The sequence below is a fragment of the Methylobacterium sp. BE186 genome (genome assembly GCF_031457035.1).
In the GTDB taxonomy this organism is placed as follows: Bacteria; Pseudomonadota; Alphaproteobacteria; order Rhizobiales; family Beijerinckiaceae; genus Methylobacterium; species Methylobacterium segetis.
Map to the genome: position 1 here is coordinate 61,173 of NZ_JAVDVV010000026.1, position 14,943 is coordinate 76,115.

The 14,943-nt window shown below is 62.7% G+C and carries 17 protein-coding genes and 2 pseudogenes; 15 read left to right on the forward strand and 4 right to left on the reverse strand.

Annotated features, from left to right (window positions below; all coding sequences use genetic code 11):
* The first annotated feature begins 30 nt into the window (after positions 1–30).
* The 3 genes from J2X36_RS21520 (at position 31) to J2X36_RS21530 (ending at position 2,342) form a co-directional block, all read left to right on the forward strand.
* Complete coding sequence (locus J2X36_RS21520) at positions 31–195, forward strand: hypothetical protein (RefSeq protein ID WP_310353605.1); 165 nt, start codon at positions 31–33, stop codon at positions 193–195.
* Positions 196–236: 41 nt separating this feature from the next.
* Positions 237–983 (forward strand): heme-binding protein, encoded by a 747-nt coding sequence (locus J2X36_RS21525; RefSeq protein WP_245516575.1) that lies wholly within the window; start codon positions 237–239, stop codon positions 981–983.
* A 204-nt stretch (positions 984–1,187) separates the two neighbouring features.
* The gene (locus J2X36_RS21530; protein ID WP_310353611.1) at positions 1,188–2,342 is read left to right on the forward strand and encodes a LuxR C-terminal-related transcriptional regulator; all 1,155 of its coding nucleotides are present in this window, start codon (positions 1,188–1,190) and stop codon (positions 2,340–2,342) included.
* A 42-nt stretch (positions 2,343–2,384) separates the two neighbouring features.
* On the opposite strand, the gene J2X36_RS21535 is transcribed toward J2X36_RS21530, so the two are convergent.
* Positions 2,385–2,558, reverse strand: coding sequence for a hypothetical protein (locus J2X36_RS21535; protein ID WP_310353614.1), 174 nt, complete (start codon positions 2,556–2,558; stop codon positions 2,385–2,387).
* 148 nt (positions 2,559–2,706) lie between these two features.
* Entirely contained in the window at positions 2,707–2,907 is a 201-nt protein-coding gene (locus J2X36_RS21540) for a hypothetical protein (protein WP_310353617.1), read from the reverse strand.
* Between the two features lie 155 nt (positions 2,908–3,062).
* Here J2X36_RS21540 and J2X36_RS21545 point away from each other — a divergent pair, with 155 nt between their 5' ends.
* The 3 genes from J2X36_RS21545 to J2X36_RS21555 all read left to right on the forward strand — a co-directional run bounded on the left by J2X36_RS21545 (position 3,063) and on the right by J2X36_RS21555 (position 6,094).
* Entirely contained in the window at positions 3,063–4,091 is a 1,029-nt protein-coding gene (locus tag J2X36_RS21545) for an ABC transporter substrate-binding protein (protein ID WP_405029837.1), read from the forward strand.
* Positions 4,092–4,312: 221 nt separating this feature from the next.
* A complete protein-coding gene (locus J2X36_RS21550) occupies positions 4,313–4,993 on the forward strand; it encodes a MucR family transcriptional regulator (RefSeq protein WP_310353621.1) in 681 nt (226 codons plus the stop codon).
* A 930-nt stretch (positions 4,994–5,923) separates the two neighbouring features.
* Positions 5,924–6,094, forward strand: a complete 171-nt coding sequence (locus J2X36_RS21555; RefSeq protein WP_165937864.1) for a hypothetical protein — start codon at positions 5,924–5,926, stop codon at positions 6,092–6,094.
* 1,276 nt (positions 6,095–7,370) lie between these two features.
* Here the strand turns inward: J2X36_RS21555 and J2X36_RS21560 are convergent.
* The gene (locus J2X36_RS21560; protein ID WP_132254442.1) at positions 7,371–7,649 is read right to left on the reverse strand and encodes an adenylosuccinate synthase; all 279 of its coding nucleotides are present in this window, start codon (positions 7,647–7,649) and stop codon (positions 7,371–7,373) included.
* Between the two features lie 442 nt (positions 7,650–8,091).
* On the opposite strand from J2X36_RS21560, the pseudogene J2X36_RS21570 reads away from it, so the two are divergent.
* Positions 8,092–8,543, forward strand: a pseudogene (locus tag J2X36_RS21570) (LexA family protein).
* A 524-nt stretch (positions 8,544–9,067) separates the two neighbouring features.
* Here the strand turns inward: J2X36_RS21570 and J2X36_RS21575 are convergent.
* Positions 9,068–10,213 (reverse strand): tyrosine-type recombinase/integrase, encoded by a 1,146-nt coding sequence (locus tag J2X36_RS21575; RefSeq protein ID WP_310353623.1) that lies wholly within the window; start codon positions 10,211–10,213, stop codon positions 9,068–9,070.
* 267 nt (positions 10,214–10,480) lie between these two features.
* On the opposite strand from J2X36_RS21575, the gene J2X36_RS21580 reads away from it, so the two are divergent.
* The 8 genes and pseudogenes from J2X36_RS21580 to J2X36_RS21615 form a co-directional block, all read left to right on the forward strand.
* Positions 10,481–10,960: a hypothetical protein gene (locus tag J2X36_RS21580; RefSeq protein ID WP_310353626.1), complete on the forward strand. Its 480-nt coding sequence runs from the start codon at positions 10,481–10,483 to the stop codon at positions 10,958–10,960.
* A 16-nt stretch (positions 10,961–10,976) separates the two neighbouring features.
* Positions 10,977–11,222, forward strand: a complete 246-nt coding sequence (locus tag J2X36_RS21585) for a DNA-binding protein (RefSeq protein WP_310353628.1) — start codon at positions 10,977–10,979, stop codon at positions 11,220–11,222.
* Positions 11,219–11,689 (forward strand): hypothetical protein, encoded by a 471-nt coding sequence (locus tag J2X36_RS21590; protein WP_310353630.1) that lies wholly within the window; start codon positions 11,219–11,221, stop codon positions 11,687–11,689. The genes J2X36_RS21585 and J2X36_RS21590 overlap by 4 nt, the downstream gene beginning before the upstream one ends.
* Complete coding sequence (locus J2X36_RS21595; protein WP_310353633.1) at positions 11,686–11,937, forward strand: DUF6074 family protein; 252 nt, start codon at positions 11,686–11,688, stop codon at positions 11,935–11,937. The genes J2X36_RS21590 and J2X36_RS21595 overlap by 4 nt, the downstream gene beginning before the upstream one ends.
* Positions 11,934–12,437 carry a hypothetical protein gene (locus J2X36_RS21600; RefSeq protein WP_310353634.1) on the forward strand — a complete coding sequence of 168 codons (504 nt, stop codon included), beginning with the start codon at positions 11,934–11,936 and terminating at the stop codon, positions 12,435–12,437. The genes J2X36_RS21595 and J2X36_RS21600 overlap by 4 nt, the downstream gene beginning before the upstream one ends.
* A gap of 405 nt (positions 12,438–12,842) precedes the next feature.
* Entirely contained in the window at positions 12,843–13,244 is a 402-nt protein-coding gene (locus tag J2X36_RS21605) for a hypothetical protein (protein ID WP_310353636.1), read from the forward strand.
* Between the two features lie 702 nt (positions 13,245–13,946).
* Positions 13,947–14,279, forward strand: coding sequence for a hypothetical protein (locus tag J2X36_RS21610; RefSeq protein WP_310353638.1), 333 nt, complete (start codon positions 13,947–13,949; stop codon positions 14,277–14,279).
* 302 nt (positions 14,280–14,581) lie between these two features.
* Positions 14,582–14,834, forward strand: a pseudogene (locus J2X36_RS21615) (transposase); the annotation flags it as partial.
* Positions 14,835–14,943: the final 109 nt, after the last annotated feature.

Consider the following 14,943-nt stretch of genomic DNA (forward strand, 5'->3'; position numbering starts at 1 on the left):
CTGCCCAGGCAACTCTACGGAGTGACTCTCATGCAGAACGACGGCCCCCCAATCCTGTTCGTCCTCATCGGCGGACTTTTCGCAGCAACCCTGATGCTCGGCCAGTATCGGGCCGCTCAACATGGGCTGAACCTTACCGCCCTCTATGACAACCTAGACGTGGAGGCCGATTTCCAATTCGCTTCACTGGAGTGAGAGGGAACCGCAGGACGCATACCGGTGCACATGGAGGTGTCATGATGAACAGCATCCGTAAAACTTTCATGCTCGGCTCATCGCTGCTGGCGCTGATCTGGGCAGAGACGCCCGCTCAGGCTGAGGATCGCGATGTGAAGTCCGGATGCCTTGTCACTTACGCGCAGCTCAAAAGCGCTGTGACGAAGGCTGCACAGGACGACATCTCGGGCCTCGACAATCACTACTGGGCCGTGGTCGTGAACCGCTCGGGAAAGATCTGCGCCGTGGCGTATTCCGGCCCCTCGATCGAGTCTCAGTGGCTCGCCAGCCGGCAGATCGCCGCCGCCAAAGCATTCACGGCCAACAGCCTCAGCCTGAACATGCCGAAGGGACCGCTGTCGACGGCACAGCTCTACGGCTTCGCGCAGCCGAGCCCGAGCGGAGGCAACCCGCTCTTCGGCCTGCACTTCGGTAACGCGCTCGACAGCCAGCGCGCGTATCAGGGCGACTACGCCGCCTTCGGTACGGAACGGGATCCGCTCGTCGGTGCCCGCGTCGGCGGTACGATCACATTCGGCGGAGGTCTGGCCCTCTACAGCGGCTCGACGGCCATCGGCGGGCTGGGCTTGTCCGGCGACACGGCGTGCGCGGATCACTCAACCGCTTGGCGGACGCGGGCGATCCTGGGGCTCGTGGGTCCAGGCACGGATACCATCGCGTTCGCCAGCGACGCGACCCCGAAAACCGGCGGTCATCCGCATTGCCCCAACGACGGCGGCACACAGGGCCAGGCTGCCAATATCTGAGAGCCCCTCACACCCCGCTCACGGCCAGACGATGCCGTTCGACAAGCGCGCGGGGCGAGCCTGCGCGCTTGCCCTCATCGGAGCATGTCCCGCTCTCGGGGATCATCGAAGTGCAGTTTCGAACCCACCATCTCAGGTTGTGTTCAGGTCGATCAGGATGTGTCTCAACTGTCCAGGCTGACGAATCGTCCGGAGCCTGGCCCCATGACGGTCGATCACGAGGAGATCCATCGCGTCATCGGAGGATTCTACGACGCGGCGCTCGAGCCGGAGCTGTGGCGATCGGCGCTGGAGCGCATGGGCCGCCTCTTCAACGATCCCGTCATCATGATGGCGGCCCTCGACGGGCGCGGGTGCTTCCGGCACGTCACCAGCGGACGCGACGATCCTCATTATCTCGACGTGTATCTCAGCCGGTACAATATGCCGGGAAAGAACAGACGCGTCGCCGCGCTCCTGCAGTCGCCGCTCGCGGTTCCCGTTCTGGGTTGCGAGCAGTGGGAGACCGCATCGTTCATCCGGTCGGACCTGTACAACGATGTCTACCGGCCGCAGGGCTTGCTGCACGACGTCGGCGTCGTGCTGCTGCGGGGTGCCGAGCACAACGCGGCTTTCAGTATGCTGCGACGGGATCGCGACGAGCCGTTTGCGGGTGACGAGCTGCGCCTGCTGGTTTGTTTGACCGCCCACCTTCAGCGTGCCGCGAAGATCTATCTGCGCTTCGCGGAAGTTCGGCGCGATGGCGCCGTCTCGAGCGAAGCTCTGGATCAACTCACGGCCGGAGTGGTCCTGTTCGACGGGCGTGGCGCTGTGCTGCGCATGAACCGCGTCGCTGACGAGATCATCCGGGAAGCGGATGGTCTCGTCTTGAGAGCGGACGGCTTGGGGTGCGCCAGTCCGATCGACACGGCCCGCCTGCGGCGCTTGGTTGCCGAAGCGGCCAGCCTCGGCCCCGGGACCGGCTTCGATGGCGGAGGCGCGCTGCCTCTCTCGCGTCCTTCGGGCAAGCGTCCGCTGACGGCCTTCGTTGCGCCTTTGAGACCGACCAGCTTCGAGTCCGGCGAGGCGCGCTTCTCGTCTGTCATGTTCGTGACGGATCCCGAGCGGCGAGCCGAGCTACCCGTCGAGGCGGTTCAACGCTCGCTGCAGCTGACCCGACAGGAGGCAGCCCTCACCGTTGCGCTCGCACAGGGGGCGGATCTCAAGGCGGCATCCCGGAGCCTCGGCATCTCCACGAATACCGCGCACACTCACCTCACCCGTGCGTTGGCGAAGACGGGCACGCATCGGCAGGCTGAGCTGATCGGGCTTGTCTACCGGACAGCTCTCGCGATGTGCTGGAACCGACGGGCAGGATGACCTGCCTGAAGTCCGACCTCGACTCGCTCGCGCCGCCGATCCTCAGGCGCCTACGGACCGGGTTCGATCCTGCGGGGTGTGATAACGCGCGGAGGCCTTCAGGAAAGTCGCGAAGTTCTCGGCATCATCGAGAGCCAGGCCGCTCATGACCGGGCTGGTGCCGAGAAACACGGTATGCGTCCCGGAGGCTTGAGCCTTCACGCGGATTTTCGGCATCGGCCGCTCCCTGAGGTTTGCTGGCGAAGGTACACGGAGCCGTATCGAGGCCAACTGGGGCTGCCCGGCATTGGTTCACATAAATGTGAGTGGCGCCCGCGTGGAGCCCTGAGCGGCGCGGCGCGGGACGAGGCGCAAGGGCGCCGGCCTACCCGTGCGGGAACGCGGTTGCCGTGTCCAGGACGAGTTCGCCGGCCTCGACCGCGACGAGGGCCTGCGCGCCCGGATCGAGCGGTTGCGTCAGCTCTGACGCCGGGATGCCCTGCTTCATCCAGCGCGCGCTCGACATGCTGGATTTGCCGGAGCGGATCGACTTCCACCGGACCGGCAGCATCACTGGGCGCGCCACCGCGCCCCTCACGTCCTGAGCGGCCGAGCATGCGAGCCCTGCCGCAGCTTCCTGCGCCCTGCATGCGCCGCAGCACAAACTCCGGTTGCTGACTTGAATTTCGACGCCAGCGGCCATCCAATCGAAGCTCTGCCTTGAGAGCCGCGTTACTGGCCGTGAGTCATCGGAGCGCATTTTTCGCAGTCTGGGTCATCCTCTGCCTGACGTTCGCCAACTCGGCGCACGCGGCAGACCGGCCGAGACTGACGATCTACACCGCGAGCCAGAAGGAGCAGGTGGCCGCCACTGCAGAAGCCGTCGCACAGCTTTTGCCGGGCGCGGAGATCGAGTGGGTGCGTGCCTCGACCGGCGTCATCACCGAGCGTGTCCTGTCCGAGCGCGACCATCCGATGGCCGACATGATCGTCGGGTTGTCGGCCTCCAGCATGCTCGTGCTCAAGCAGGCCGGCCTTCTCGATCCCTACAGGCCCGAGGGCGTGGAGCACCTCAGATCCTCCTTCCTCGACCCGACCGAGCCCTACAGCTTCACGGGCATGGACGTGTACTTCCCCGTCATCTGCATGAACGTCGAGCAAGCGAAGCGCGACCGCATCTCGGGTCCGATGCTATGGCGTGATCTCACCGATGCCAGCTTCAAGGGCCGGCTCGTGATGGCGCATCCAGGTTCATCCGGCACGGGCTACGGCCTCGTGGCGGGTTGGCTGCAGAGCATGGGCGAAGCGGCCGGCTGGGCGTTCATGGACGCCCTGCATGAGAACGTCGCCGTCTACCTGCACACGGGATCGGCACCCTGTCTCGAGGTCGCCCGCGGCCAACATCTGGTCGGCCTCGGGCTCGACATGCGGGCGGCCGCCGAGAAGGCGCGCGGCGCGCCCATCGAGGCGATCGTGCCCCTCGACCGCGTCGGATGGGACTTGGAGACCTTCGGGATCATCAAGGGCACGTCGCAACCGGCGCTTGCCAGGCGCATCGCCGACTGGGCGGCCACCCGCGAGGCCAACAGGATCTACGCGCAGAGCTACTCCATCGTGGCCCACCCCCGCGTGCAGATCCCCGCAGCCATCGCGTTGTCTCATGCTGAGGCGCGCATGGCGAAGGTCAGCCTCCTCTGGATGGCCGAGAACCGCGAGCGCATCATCGCCGAGTGGACGAACCGGTATGACGGAAAGGCTGCACCTCGCTGAGGCACAGGATGCAGAGCACGGTACGTCGAGCTTAGCGCTGCCAGGGTGTCGGCGGCCCCCCGCAGCGGTTTCAACAGCCCGTGCCGGGCAAGCGGGACGCCGGGCCTCCGCGTTCGGAAGGCCACGGACGGCAGGTGAACTCTGACCGCTCCCCGGGATGCGAAGCTCCTCGCTGGTGGACAGGTGATGGCAGAAAGATTGACGCGAGACTTTTATGTAAAATGACACTGATCGATCAGGTTCGTGCGGGAAAACAGTCGTTCTTCCGCGAGATCGGATTGTCAGCGAGGCGAAAAGTTGCAGATGTGGAGGTGAGAAATCATGAGGAGCTCGCCATGGCGGACATCGAGGAAGACGCCACCACCAACCACATCGAACTCACCGTCGACATCGTCTCGGCCTATGTGTCGAACAACCGCGCTTCCGTTGCGGATCTACCCAGCCTGATCGCGAATGTGCATGCTGCCGTGTCCGGCCTGAGCCAGACCGCCGCACCGAGCGAGCCGGAAGTGAAGGCAACGACGGCCCAGATCCGCAAGTCGATCACGCCCGACGCTCTGATCAGCTTTGAGGATGGCAAGCCCTACAAGACGCTGCGTCGCCACTTGGCGACTCGGGGACTGACACCGGAGAGCTACCGGGAGAAGTGGGGGTTGCCGCGGGACTACCCGATGGTGACAACATCCTACTCAGAGGCACGGTCCTCTCTCGCCAAGAGTCTCGGGCTCGGGTTGCAGCGCAGCAAGCCCGTGAGCACGGCCGCTGCTACGGCAGCGAAGCTGTCCGAGCCAGCTCCCTCTGTCGCGGTTTCGAAGGGCCGTGATGTCCGGAAGGAGGCGAAAAAAACGCCTGCCAAGCCAGGCAGACGACGCAAGGCAGCCGAACCGGCGGCCGCGGAATAAATTGTGCGACAGAGGCCCGCCCGGTTCATCCGGGCGGGTATTTTTTATGGGCTACAAGGTGCGGTACGGTTGAGCACACGAACCGCCGGCGAAGTGCGTTGTTGTTCTCCGAACAGGAGATTCACATGCGCTTACTGGTACTCGTAAGCTTAGTGCCCCTGTGCGCGTCGCCTACTGTCGGCGCACAGCCTGCGATGACTGAAACCCCTCCAAACAGACAGGAGATGCTCCGCGAATTGCCTGCGAGCACGCCCATCAAGCAGCAGAGCGATCTTGATACTGTTCAGCTCGCTTCGGCGCGCCGTGCACGATCCGAATCGGTGCAAGAGCGAACCAACGGCCTTTGGCAGTCGTGGCTGGTTTCGATTTGCGAGGGGTGCGGTCCGAAGATGAAGCCGTACCCAGAGACGATCAAGAACGATATGGAGCGAAACGTCCCACCCTCCACCTTCGGAGAGACCAGCTTCGATGTGGCCCGGGTCGCCTCCTACAGACGGATTCCGCCACCCGAATACAGCCGGCGCATCTACACAGATCTTTCGACTGAGAATGTGGACCAGATCAGGCGCTCGCCAAATCGCTGACACTGCCCGGCAGCAGGTGCTGAAGGGGCATTGCGCTGCCGCAAACGCACGATGATCCCACGGATCCGATCCATGAGGGCGCGCGGGCTCAGGTCCAAGGTCGGCCGACGGCGTCCTGCTCCTACCCGTGCGACCGCGAGGAGCGCGCGGAACGGATGGATGGCCATGATGCCTCGCCACGCGACCGGGCGTCTGATCCACCCTCAACCTCTGCCTGAAGCTCTTCGAGGCCGTCGGGTCTGCCGCGTCGGGCTTCTTTGCATCGACGGGCCGGATACGCTGAGCAACTCTTTAGGCAACCCTCCGTTGTCGTTCACAAGCCCAGCAGGCTGGGCACGGAGGGAACATGAGGAAGCTCGCAATCCTGACCACGCTGGCGCTGGTCTGCGCCGGTCCCGTCCTCGCTCAGGGTCGGCCGCCCGAGAGCTCGTCGGCCGCCTCCGGAAACGCCGAGGAGAACAACAAGCCGCGCTCCAACTCAGCCGGCGGCGGTGGTGGTTCGGGCGGAGGCCAGTAAGCTCGCGTCACGAACCGGCCCACGACAGCGCCCCGCTCGGCTAAGCCGGGCGGGATCTTCTTTGCGGCGGCCCTGAGTGAGCGGAGGTCAGGTCGGCTGCCGTTCCGCCTCTGCTTCAGGCCCTGGCTCGGTCGGCGATTGGGGTGTGCGCGTCGGATCGCTGCCGGGCTGAGCAGGCTCCTCGCCGGGCGGCTTGGTGGATGGACCGGGCGGATTGCCCTTTCCAGGATGGCCCTGCACATCATCAATGTTGCCGAGGCCCCCGCCCCCAGATGGTTTCGGCGTGCCGGATGGATCGGGCGTGTCTGACGGGCTCATGCTTCCTCCGGATCTTGTTCTGCAGAAAATCAAGAAGCCATCAGTTGCCGTGTTCCCCTCGCCCTGTTGCTTGCGGTGTCGCACCGGCTCCCTTCGTGCGCCTCGCACTTCAGTTTTGCGAAGGCGGCGAATTGCGACCCACCAGAGGGTGCCGGGCTTCGACGCCCGACATGGCCCCGTCGGCTCAGGTCACCCCCGCTTCCCACCGGCGGGGCCAATTGTGCGGTGGGACGAACCTTCGCCTCGCAGCCCATGGCTCGCGGGGCTTTCTCTTGCCACGTTTCAACTGTGCGAATTTTCAGGCCGCCTCGCAGTGCCAGAGTAGCTGGGCTGAGAGACTCTCTCAGCGCGGCTTCGCCGGCGCAAACCTCCCTCGGTTTGTTGGCAGAGCCGCTGCTAGCCCAAGGACACGACTCGCCCCGCAGGCCCCCCTGGCTCGCGGGGCTTTTCGTTTCGGGACGTCGTGGCATCCGCAGGTGTGGGCGATCGGCAGGGCGCCCCATCCGAGCCTGCCCGTCATCCTTCGCTCTCTGCGTGGGCGGGCCGAGTTGTGTCTGGGCGACGCGCCCAGAGCCGGTCGCCGGTCGACCGGATCTCTCGGTCCATGACATCGCCCGGCGTGATAGCACCGAAGCTGAGGGGCCGGCCGGCGATCGCTGCCAGCTCAGCCTTCCATCATGCGCCCAGCGAGAGTTACGCGCCCAACGCCCAATCGGTGCTGCCCTCGGGTGGCGCCAGCACGACGGCGAGATCCGCGTCGGCAGCCCAGCACGCATAGCGATCGCGCCTGGAGCCAGGAACTCGTCGGTCAGTGTCTCCAGCACTAGGCGGGCTGGCACTGGCAGAGGACGTTTCGGAACGGTCACTCAGGCGCTCGTTCGGCCAAGCGCTGCGCCTTCCACCACCAGCTGCCGCTCCAGGCGGGTAGCTTTCGATGCGCCGGCCGCTGCAGGCCGTCTCAAGCTGCCTCGGCAATGACGAACTCCATACCGCGCCCTGGCCCCTGATCGGCGTACTCGACCAGCGTCAGCCCGCGCTCCGCCAGCACCGCCTCGACGATGTCGAGGTGCTTGCGGACCATCTGCCCGACCGCGAGCGGCGTCAGCCGCGGGCTGGCGCGTCGGAGTTGGTCAACGCCGATGTTGGCAGGAATGCCCTCACTCTCCGCGATCCGAGCGAGCGCCAAGCCTAGATCCTGAGCCTTGGTCTCTGCGGCGGATTTCTGCTTGATGGCCATGCTTAGCGTCCTTCCTTCTTCCCGGGCTCGGCCGACCGGCAGGCTCTCTGCACAATCCTCCGGCACCTCGCCGAATTGCGCGAGGATGATCGCGCCCTCCGATTCCCCGTCTCGTCATCGGCCACGATCCTGAGCGCCGCCGTGCCGGGGAACCGGCCATGACCTCGGCCTTCTTCAGAGCCCCGCTCTCGATCCCCGTCACCTCGCAGTCGCTTGGCGTCAGACGCTTCCGCACGAACGTCTGCACTACGCCGGTCGTCTCCATCGCCATGCTCGGTCGGCCTCTTTCAACATCCTGCAGAGCTCATAACCCTCTGCGTCGTCTGATCTTTCTCGCCGCCGTCCACAGGCGTGCACAGGCCCGATCAGCCGCGCGAACTCCGCATTGAACCGGAAGCTTCCATCCTCTTTGTTCCTCGTATGTTCTTATACGGGGAGCGGGATGGGCGTCCATCCCGCGAGCGGTCGCAGCGATGGCGAGCGGGATAACGTCCGGGTCCCCATCCTCGGCCAGAGCCTGCGCGGGTTTCCCCTCCCCGGCCGATGACTTTCAGGAGGGTGCTCTCGATCTACCGCGCTGGCTCGCGCCGAATCCCCCCGCTACCTTCGCCTGAAACATCTCGGGCACTTCGATGCGAGGCGCCGGCACCTTGACCGCGATCTCGCCGTCGTCGCCCGCAGCCTCGAGTCCGGCCACAACAGCGTCGTCGTGGCCGCAATCGACGGCGAGATGTCGATCAAGCGCCTCGTCATCGACGGGAACGTGGCCCGGCTCTCCTTCGACAATCCGGCCCTGCCGGCTTCGCCGTCGAGGACCTCGGGGAGGCCGAGATCTGGGGCGTGGTGCGCGTCGCGATCCGCTGGAACATCGCGCGTGCGGGCCTCGTACGATGAGCCGCGCCATCGCGTTGATCGACGGCAACGGCTTCTCCTGCTCCTGCGAGTGGGTGTTCCCCTCGAACGACACGCTCTACGGCGACAGGCCGGCGGGCAGAAATTTCACGTGTTCCCGGTGGCCTGTCACGCCGGCATGGCGCGCCTCCGCGGTTTCCAAAGCCCGGCCCATCCCTCTGATTTCACCGAACGGTCCACGCCCCTCGTTTGCAGAATATGCGAACGGTTCTCGTCGCCTCCGCCAGATTGAGGTGTTGGCGCGGCGGCCTCGGACGCTTGTTGCGAGGATGTTCGAACGAAGGGCGCAGAACCCTGCCGAGCGGCCAGTATCGACGCTGATCCTCAACACGTGGACAGAGCCCCGGTTTCGGCATCTAGGCGGATTTCTGCAAAATACTGATCAAACCAATTAAATTGGTGAGCGCGCTGGGACTCGAACCCAGGACCTACAGATTAAAAGTCCAAAAAATCAGTTGGCCTACCAACGACTTGTGGGTGGCGTGTTGCAGTGGTGTTGCGGCGGCTCAGCTGAGCAGCCCGGCCTCAACGCCGGCTAGCATCGCGGCTTCGTCCTCTCGCGCCTCGAACAGATAGCCGTACCGATCCATGGTCTGCTGGATCGAAGCGTGTCCCATCAAGGCCTGAATTCGCTTCGGGTTGAGGCCCTGCTCAATCCATAGCGCAGCGGCGGCATGTCGTAACGCATGGAGGCCATACTTCGCTGCGGACACCTTAGTGGCCCTCCCCTGCCCGTCCTTGCTATCCTTCAGCACCGTGATGCCAGCCTTGACCTGAAGCGGCCAGAAGAACCGATGCAGGATGTTGGCGTGGCCCTGGATGGTGCCTGTCGTGGTCGGGAAGACGAGGCCGAGTGGGCCAATTGGGCAAGCCAACCTCCAAGCCTTCAATTCATGGAGCAGCGTTGGCGGCAGCGGGATATCTCTTATGCCTGCCTTGGACTTCGGCGGTCCGAAGGAATTGAACCGGTCCACTCGACGCCGGATATGAAGGACGCCACGCTTCAGGTCCACGTCCTCCCACAAGAGGCCGCGCATCTCTGAGCCCCTAAGGCCGGCGAAGAGCAGCGTAAGGAGCATCGGCCGCGACCGCTCAGGCGTGGCGTCGATGAGTGCTTTGAGCTCTGCCTTGGTCGGCATCGCCGGCCGCGTGTCCTCCCGGCTGGATCGTTTCACGGGCTTTGCGCTACGCACGTTGTTGACGGTCACTAGCCCGCGCCGCTGCGCCTCGGTCACGATAGACGAGAGGCTGATGAGCACGCGCCGGCAGAGCTCGCGCGATCGACCGGCAACAAGGAGTTGATCCACGAACTCGTTCACCAGAGGCGCCGTCAGCCGAGAAAGCTTCACGGCGCCAATTCGGGGAGTGATGTGCAGTTCAATGTGCCCCCGATACTGCTCGATTGTTGTCCGCTCAAGCCTGTCCCGCTCACACCGCTTCAACCAGATATCTGCTGCTTCGGCGATTGTCGGTGACAAGCTATCGGGCGTGTGCACGCCCGCAGCCACTTGGCTCTTTGCGTGCGTCAGAAAGGCATCTGCCTCCTTCCGTGTCGGAAATTGGCGGAACCGTCGCTGCCCTCCCCCATCGGTATAGGAAGCCAGCCAAACAGCCTTGCCGCTCGGCAATAGTCGTTTTCGAATCGTAGCCATTGGTAACCTTTTTCGCTGCGGGCCCTCGCAAAGGACCGAGGCGAACGGTATCACAGAATTTCGGAGCGCCACTCAAAAAAGCGATTGACCTCGAATCGGAGTGACGCTCATATAAGGGTGTGGTTGGCGATGGCAGTCCTTAGTACCCTCGTGAAAGCAATCGCTGAGATTGAGGGCCTGGAAGAATCACAGGTTGGCTGGGTCGCGCGATACCTGCGCGAAGCCGGACTGATTTCACAGGGAGGAAGAGGTAGAGGTGGAGCGCAGATGTCGGTGCAAGATGCTGCTAATCTTCTAATCGGCGTAAACGCATCTCCGGGTCCGAAATATTCTGTCAGCACAGTCAATGATTTCCGCCGACTTTTGCTTACTAGAGATCTCGCACTGCCGGAAAATATCGAAGACTGGGACGAGATTCGTGGCGGCGACGACTGGTTATCTCAGGCATTTCGGCGTGGGGCGCAATGTGGCCCTGCAATTGAGGCTATGATTAGATCGTATATGCCGGATGAATTTGGGAATGTCGCGCATGACTCTAGTGTATCGGCGTCAATAAGCTTTGTTAGGCCGAGTCTATTGTGCAAAATAGCAATATATTACGGTACGCTTGAAGATCCCGAGCCGATTGTGGTTGCCGATTTTGAGCCGCACCTGATAGATACAGAGGGCATTCAACCAGATAGATTAGACGAGACGATAATAACTGGGCGGACGCTCGCCTCGGTTGGTAAAGCTCTGTCATCGTAAATTAAGGAAATCAAAAATGACAAATTCTGAGGCGCGCTATCTTGGCGCGGATGAGAGCGGCTTGCCACTTTCAGAAGACCTGATGACTGGTGCAGATGCGATCGCTCGCTTCATGTTTGGCGAGGCGACGGAGACCAATAAACGGCGAGTCTATCATGCGGCGGACAAGCTTGGTCTTCCAGCCTTCAAGTTCGGCAGCACCATCTGTGCTCGCCGCAGCACCATCATTGCATGGATCAAAGAGCAGGAGCGTACAGTATGACCGCAGACATTCGCGAAGCATTTAACCTTGCGTCTGTTGCATATCTCCAATGGAGGCGTCTGAATGAGGAGCAAAGGACCTGGGGTTTGTTGGTAGATGAGAATGGCAAGCGCGATTATGACCCTGAGCCAACTGTGGAATTCTTCGGAAGGGAACGATTCTTGTCGGAAATCTGCAGATACGCTTTGGTTGTAACGGATGACCTTCCGCCGCATATGCAGCAACTATTTAATATAATCGACGCGTCTGGACCTCTTATACCTGAAAAATATTCAGAAGCAGCGGAGGAGCTTTTGGAATGTGTAGAATTCGAGCTAGTTCAGCAGAAAGAAATTCCGATTGAAAAACCGTCGCTCGTGGATGAAATCCGTGAGCTTTATTTTCAAAAAGGAGTGAGTGCCGTTCTTCATGCACTTAACCAGAATTTTTCTAATATGCTCAAGGCTCAAGGAGCAGCGAGGACATGAGCGCCGTCGTAATTCCCTTTCGTTTCGCTCGACGGTTCCCGCAGATCCGGAAGACGGCTGGTTACATGATTACCGTGCCAGCCAGCCACGCTGAGGGGCACCTGCGTGAACAGCTTCGGCGGCTTGAAGATGGCCTTCGCAAAAAGGGCGTCGCTGAGCCTCTGATCCGCTCTGAGGTAGCGTCATACGAGGGGGCTATCCGCGCTCATCTCTGGCGACTCCTGATCCACCAGGGGGGTGTCGCGTGAGAAAGGCGGATTCAAAGGGCAATTCCAAGAAGGAGCCTCAGCACGTCCGCTTATATGAGTGGCTGACTGAGTCTGTTGCTTGGCGGCATCTCAGCACCGATGCCCGCGCGCTCTACGTCCTGCTCAAGCAGAAATACAGGGGCATGAACAACGGCCGCATCATCCTATCCGTGCGACAGGCGGCCGAGAACCTCAAAATCAGCAAGACCAGCGCCGCGAAATCCTTTCAGGAATTGCAGGCGCTCGGATTCATTGAAGTGGTGATCCGAGGAGCTTTCAATAGCCGCAAGGATGGCCGGGCCACAGAGTGGCGTTTGACCGAGTACGGCTGCGACCTTTCAGGCGATTTGGCCACCAAGCGCTTCATGAGCTGGGTACCCGGAAAAGATTTCACGGTCCGCGCCGTGGGACGCTCGGTCCCTCAGGGCGGACAGTCGGTCCTCCAGGGCGGACCGATCGAGCCATCCATTCCTAGAACGGTCCCTCTCCGCGGACTGTGAAGGCCCCCTTCGGCTTTCTGACGGTCCTTTAGGGCGGACACATCTAATATACCAGGTCCCTGAGCGCAGAGACTTCTCGGCTCAGGTCATCCAACAGCATCAAGAGATCAGCTGCCGCCGGTGGCTGTGCGACCTCGCGCTTCCGAGGAGAGGAAAGAGCCATGTCGAAAGCACTGTGAGGACGGCCAAGATGATTCCGCCTTTGAGTTTCGACGCGCGCCGGGAGGCACGCCCGCGGCCCCTCCCCCTATCACGCTCTGCTCCAGTGCGATGTGAACTGCCGCCGCTGACCGGCAGCTACAGGATCTTCCGAAGGCCAGCCGCTCCAGATCACCGGCCACTCTGCCGAACCTCGGGTCGTGCGCTAAGCGGCGCTGCCCCACCTTTCAATTCGGAGAAATTTACATGACCGATGCCAATCCGACTCCGTCATCCGCGCCGAGAACCGACAGGCCGCCGCAGACGATTGGGGGTGGCTATTTCATCCTCCGGCGCGCCAGGAAGGGCCGGCGCCTGACGTTGATTGGGAGATATCCTTACGAGCATGGCAGCCTCGAGGAGGCAGAGGCGCAAGCAGAGATTCTTGCAGCGCGGACTGGGGGCGAATTTGCGGTGTTCCGGCAGGTCGGCACGGTGATGCCTCCGGCCACTTCGGAGATCGAGCAAGCCGCGGCTCTGCTTTTGGCTACCGACTCCATTCCCGAAGCTCCTGAGCCCTCATCCAGACCAGCCCTGATCGTGGAACGCCGCAGTAAGCGTGCCACCAGCCCGCACCGAGCATTCAGGCGGGGTGGGCACGTCAAATGAGCCATCTCGGGCTTCGCTAGGGCGCTGGAGGGCACCGAGGACCGCCCGCGAGTTCTCCAGATCGGCGTCGAGCGCATGACGCCTTTGGTGCAGTGCCGACTCTGATCGTGAAACTCTGCGGTCGAGTCGTTCGGGTGGACCCTTCTGGTCTATCCTCAGAATGAGGTCGCCAACCTCGTCCAAATAAATTCGTTCATCGCGCTGATCAGGCCGGCTGATCTGGCCAGCGCAGTGTCCACTGCTCCTAAGGGGTTCGTCGTTCTGTGCTTCGCCATTCAGCTTAGCCCCAATCTCGCAACTCCTAAGCGAACAGACATGTCTCGGCAGACCATGTCGATGCGCCGCCGGCAGGAGAAGAAGCGCCTTTCCGATGCAATATTCCGCGAAGCACACCCGTGGTGCGCGCGGTGCCAAGGCGAAGGCCGCAACATAAGATCGGTGTTCTGCACGCCGGTGGGGCACCAGCCTCAAGAAGCCCTGTGCCGACGCCATCACGCGGCGGCGAACAGATCAATGACCTTGGAATTGCTCAGGCACCCCGGGGGTAGGAAAAGTCTGAGGAATTCAGGGCCCGAACCGCACTGGGTCTCAGTCGCACAGAATTTTTCCTGAGCCGGAAATTTTCGAAATCAAGAAGGCAGCTCAATGGCTAACTCGCATGGTGGTCGTCGACCTGGAGCCGGACGGAAACGGCGACCGCTCGTGGCGCCCAAGCCGGCCTTCATTCTGCAGGACCAAATCGAATCTTTGCCGAACAGTGAATTGGGTCGTCAGAGACGATGCGTTCTTGCGCTGGCCGCATATGGTGCACGCGACGACGAAATTGGCGCCGCTGTCGGTTTGGATCCTGAAGCGCTCGTCGAGCGCCATGCTGAGGATCTTACGCGTGGTCGCTCGATGCTCGGCGTCAACATCCGTCTCGAACTTCTCCGGGCCGCGATGGGCGACGGACGACCATGGAGCCTGAGCGCAGCGATCTATGCGCTTCGCCACTTCCTCAGCACACCATCAGCACCACGCGGTCGTCGCGGTTGAGGATTGATTCGCCGGCAGCTCGGTGCGGACGGTTCTTCGGAATTGAAACGACGCGTCACAAGCGGAAACTTCCCCCATTGCTTGAAGCAGACCTTCCGCTTTGCGCCCATTCCTGCCATCCAGCTGACCCGAGCGGCGTCTCCAAAGCGGCCATTCGACGGCTGAGCGTTCTGGATCCAGCCGCCTCCGTAAGCGGCTTCATGAGAACAGGGACAAGCAGGGCTTAAGACGGAGTCACCGACCAGGCTCACTGGCTGGGAAAGCGCCAGCGTGCGGTGCCTGCAGTCCGCGCTCGCAGCCGAGGCACGGTGCGGCCTCATTTCTCGTGGCAGGCGCGAGGTAACGAGACTCAGCTTTCCAGACTATTCTGATTGGGAGCGCACCCGCGTGCGCTGTCCCGAGGGCCATGAGAGCACGAGCTGGGGCGCGTACCGGGAGAAGGCGACCGGACGCCGGTTCTTCCGCGCGGGCTTCAGTTCCGCCACCTACCGCGCGTGCTCCGCCAAGCCGCGCTGTACCCGGGCGGGGAGCCGCCGGCTCAGCCTGCATCCACGGCCCAGGCGAGCTACCGTTCTCTCCAGGCTTTGGCGATCTGGTCGGTGAGGGGCTTGGTGAGGTAGGAGAGCACGGAGCGCTCGCCGAGCTGCATGAAGCTCTCCACCGG

Bases quoted from the DNA above. Each gene is read 5' to 3' on its own strand.
- J2X36_RS21520 (WP_310353605.1), top strand. From the start codon at position 31: ATGCAGAACGACGGCCCCCCAATCCTGTTCGTCCTCATCGGCGGACTT.
- J2X36_RS21525 (WP_245516575.1), top strand. From the start codon at position 237: ATGATGAACAGCATCCGTAAAACTTTCATGCTCGGCTCATCGCTGCTG.
- J2X36_RS21530 (WP_310353611.1), top strand. From the start codon at position 1,188: ATGACGGTCGATCACGAGGAGATCCATCGCGTCATCGGAGGATTCTAC.
- J2X36_RS21535 (WP_310353614.1), bottom strand. From the start codon at position 2,558: ATGCCGAAAATCCGCGTGAAGGCTCAAGCCTCCGGGACGCATACCGTG.
- J2X36_RS21550 (WP_310353621.1), top strand. From the start codon at position 4,313: ATGACACTGATCGATCAGGTTCGTGCGGGAAAACAGTCGTTCTTCCGC.
- J2X36_RS21555 (WP_165937864.1), top strand. From the start codon at position 5,924: ATGAGGAAGCTCGCAATCCTGACCACGCTGGCGCTGGTCTGCGCCGGT.
- J2X36_RS21560 (WP_132254442.1), bottom strand. From the start codon at position 7,649: ATGGCCATCAAGCAGAAATCCGCCGCAGAGACCAAGGCTCAGGATCTA.
- J2X36_RS21575 (WP_310353623.1), bottom strand. From the start codon at position 10,213: ATGGCTACGATTCGAAAACGACTATTGCCGAGCGGCAAGGCTGTTTGG.
- J2X36_RS21580 (WP_310353626.1), top strand. From the start codon at position 10,481: ATGTCGGTGCAAGATGCTGCTAATCTTCTAATCGGCGTAAACGCATCT.
- J2X36_RS21585 (WP_310353628.1), top strand. From the start codon at position 10,977: ATGACAAATTCTGAGGCGCGCTATCTTGGCGCGGATGAGAGCGGCTTG.
- J2X36_RS21590 (WP_310353630.1), top strand. From the start codon at position 11,219: ATGACCGCAGACATTCGCGAAGCATTTAACCTTGCGTCTGTTGCATAT.
- J2X36_RS21595 (WP_310353633.1), top strand. From the start codon at position 11,686: ATGAGCGCCGTCGTAATTCCCTTTCGTTTCGCTCGACGGTTCCCGCAG.
- J2X36_RS21605 (WP_310353636.1), top strand. From the start codon at position 12,843: ATGACCGATGCCAATCCGACTCCGTCATCCGCGCCGAGAACCGACAGG.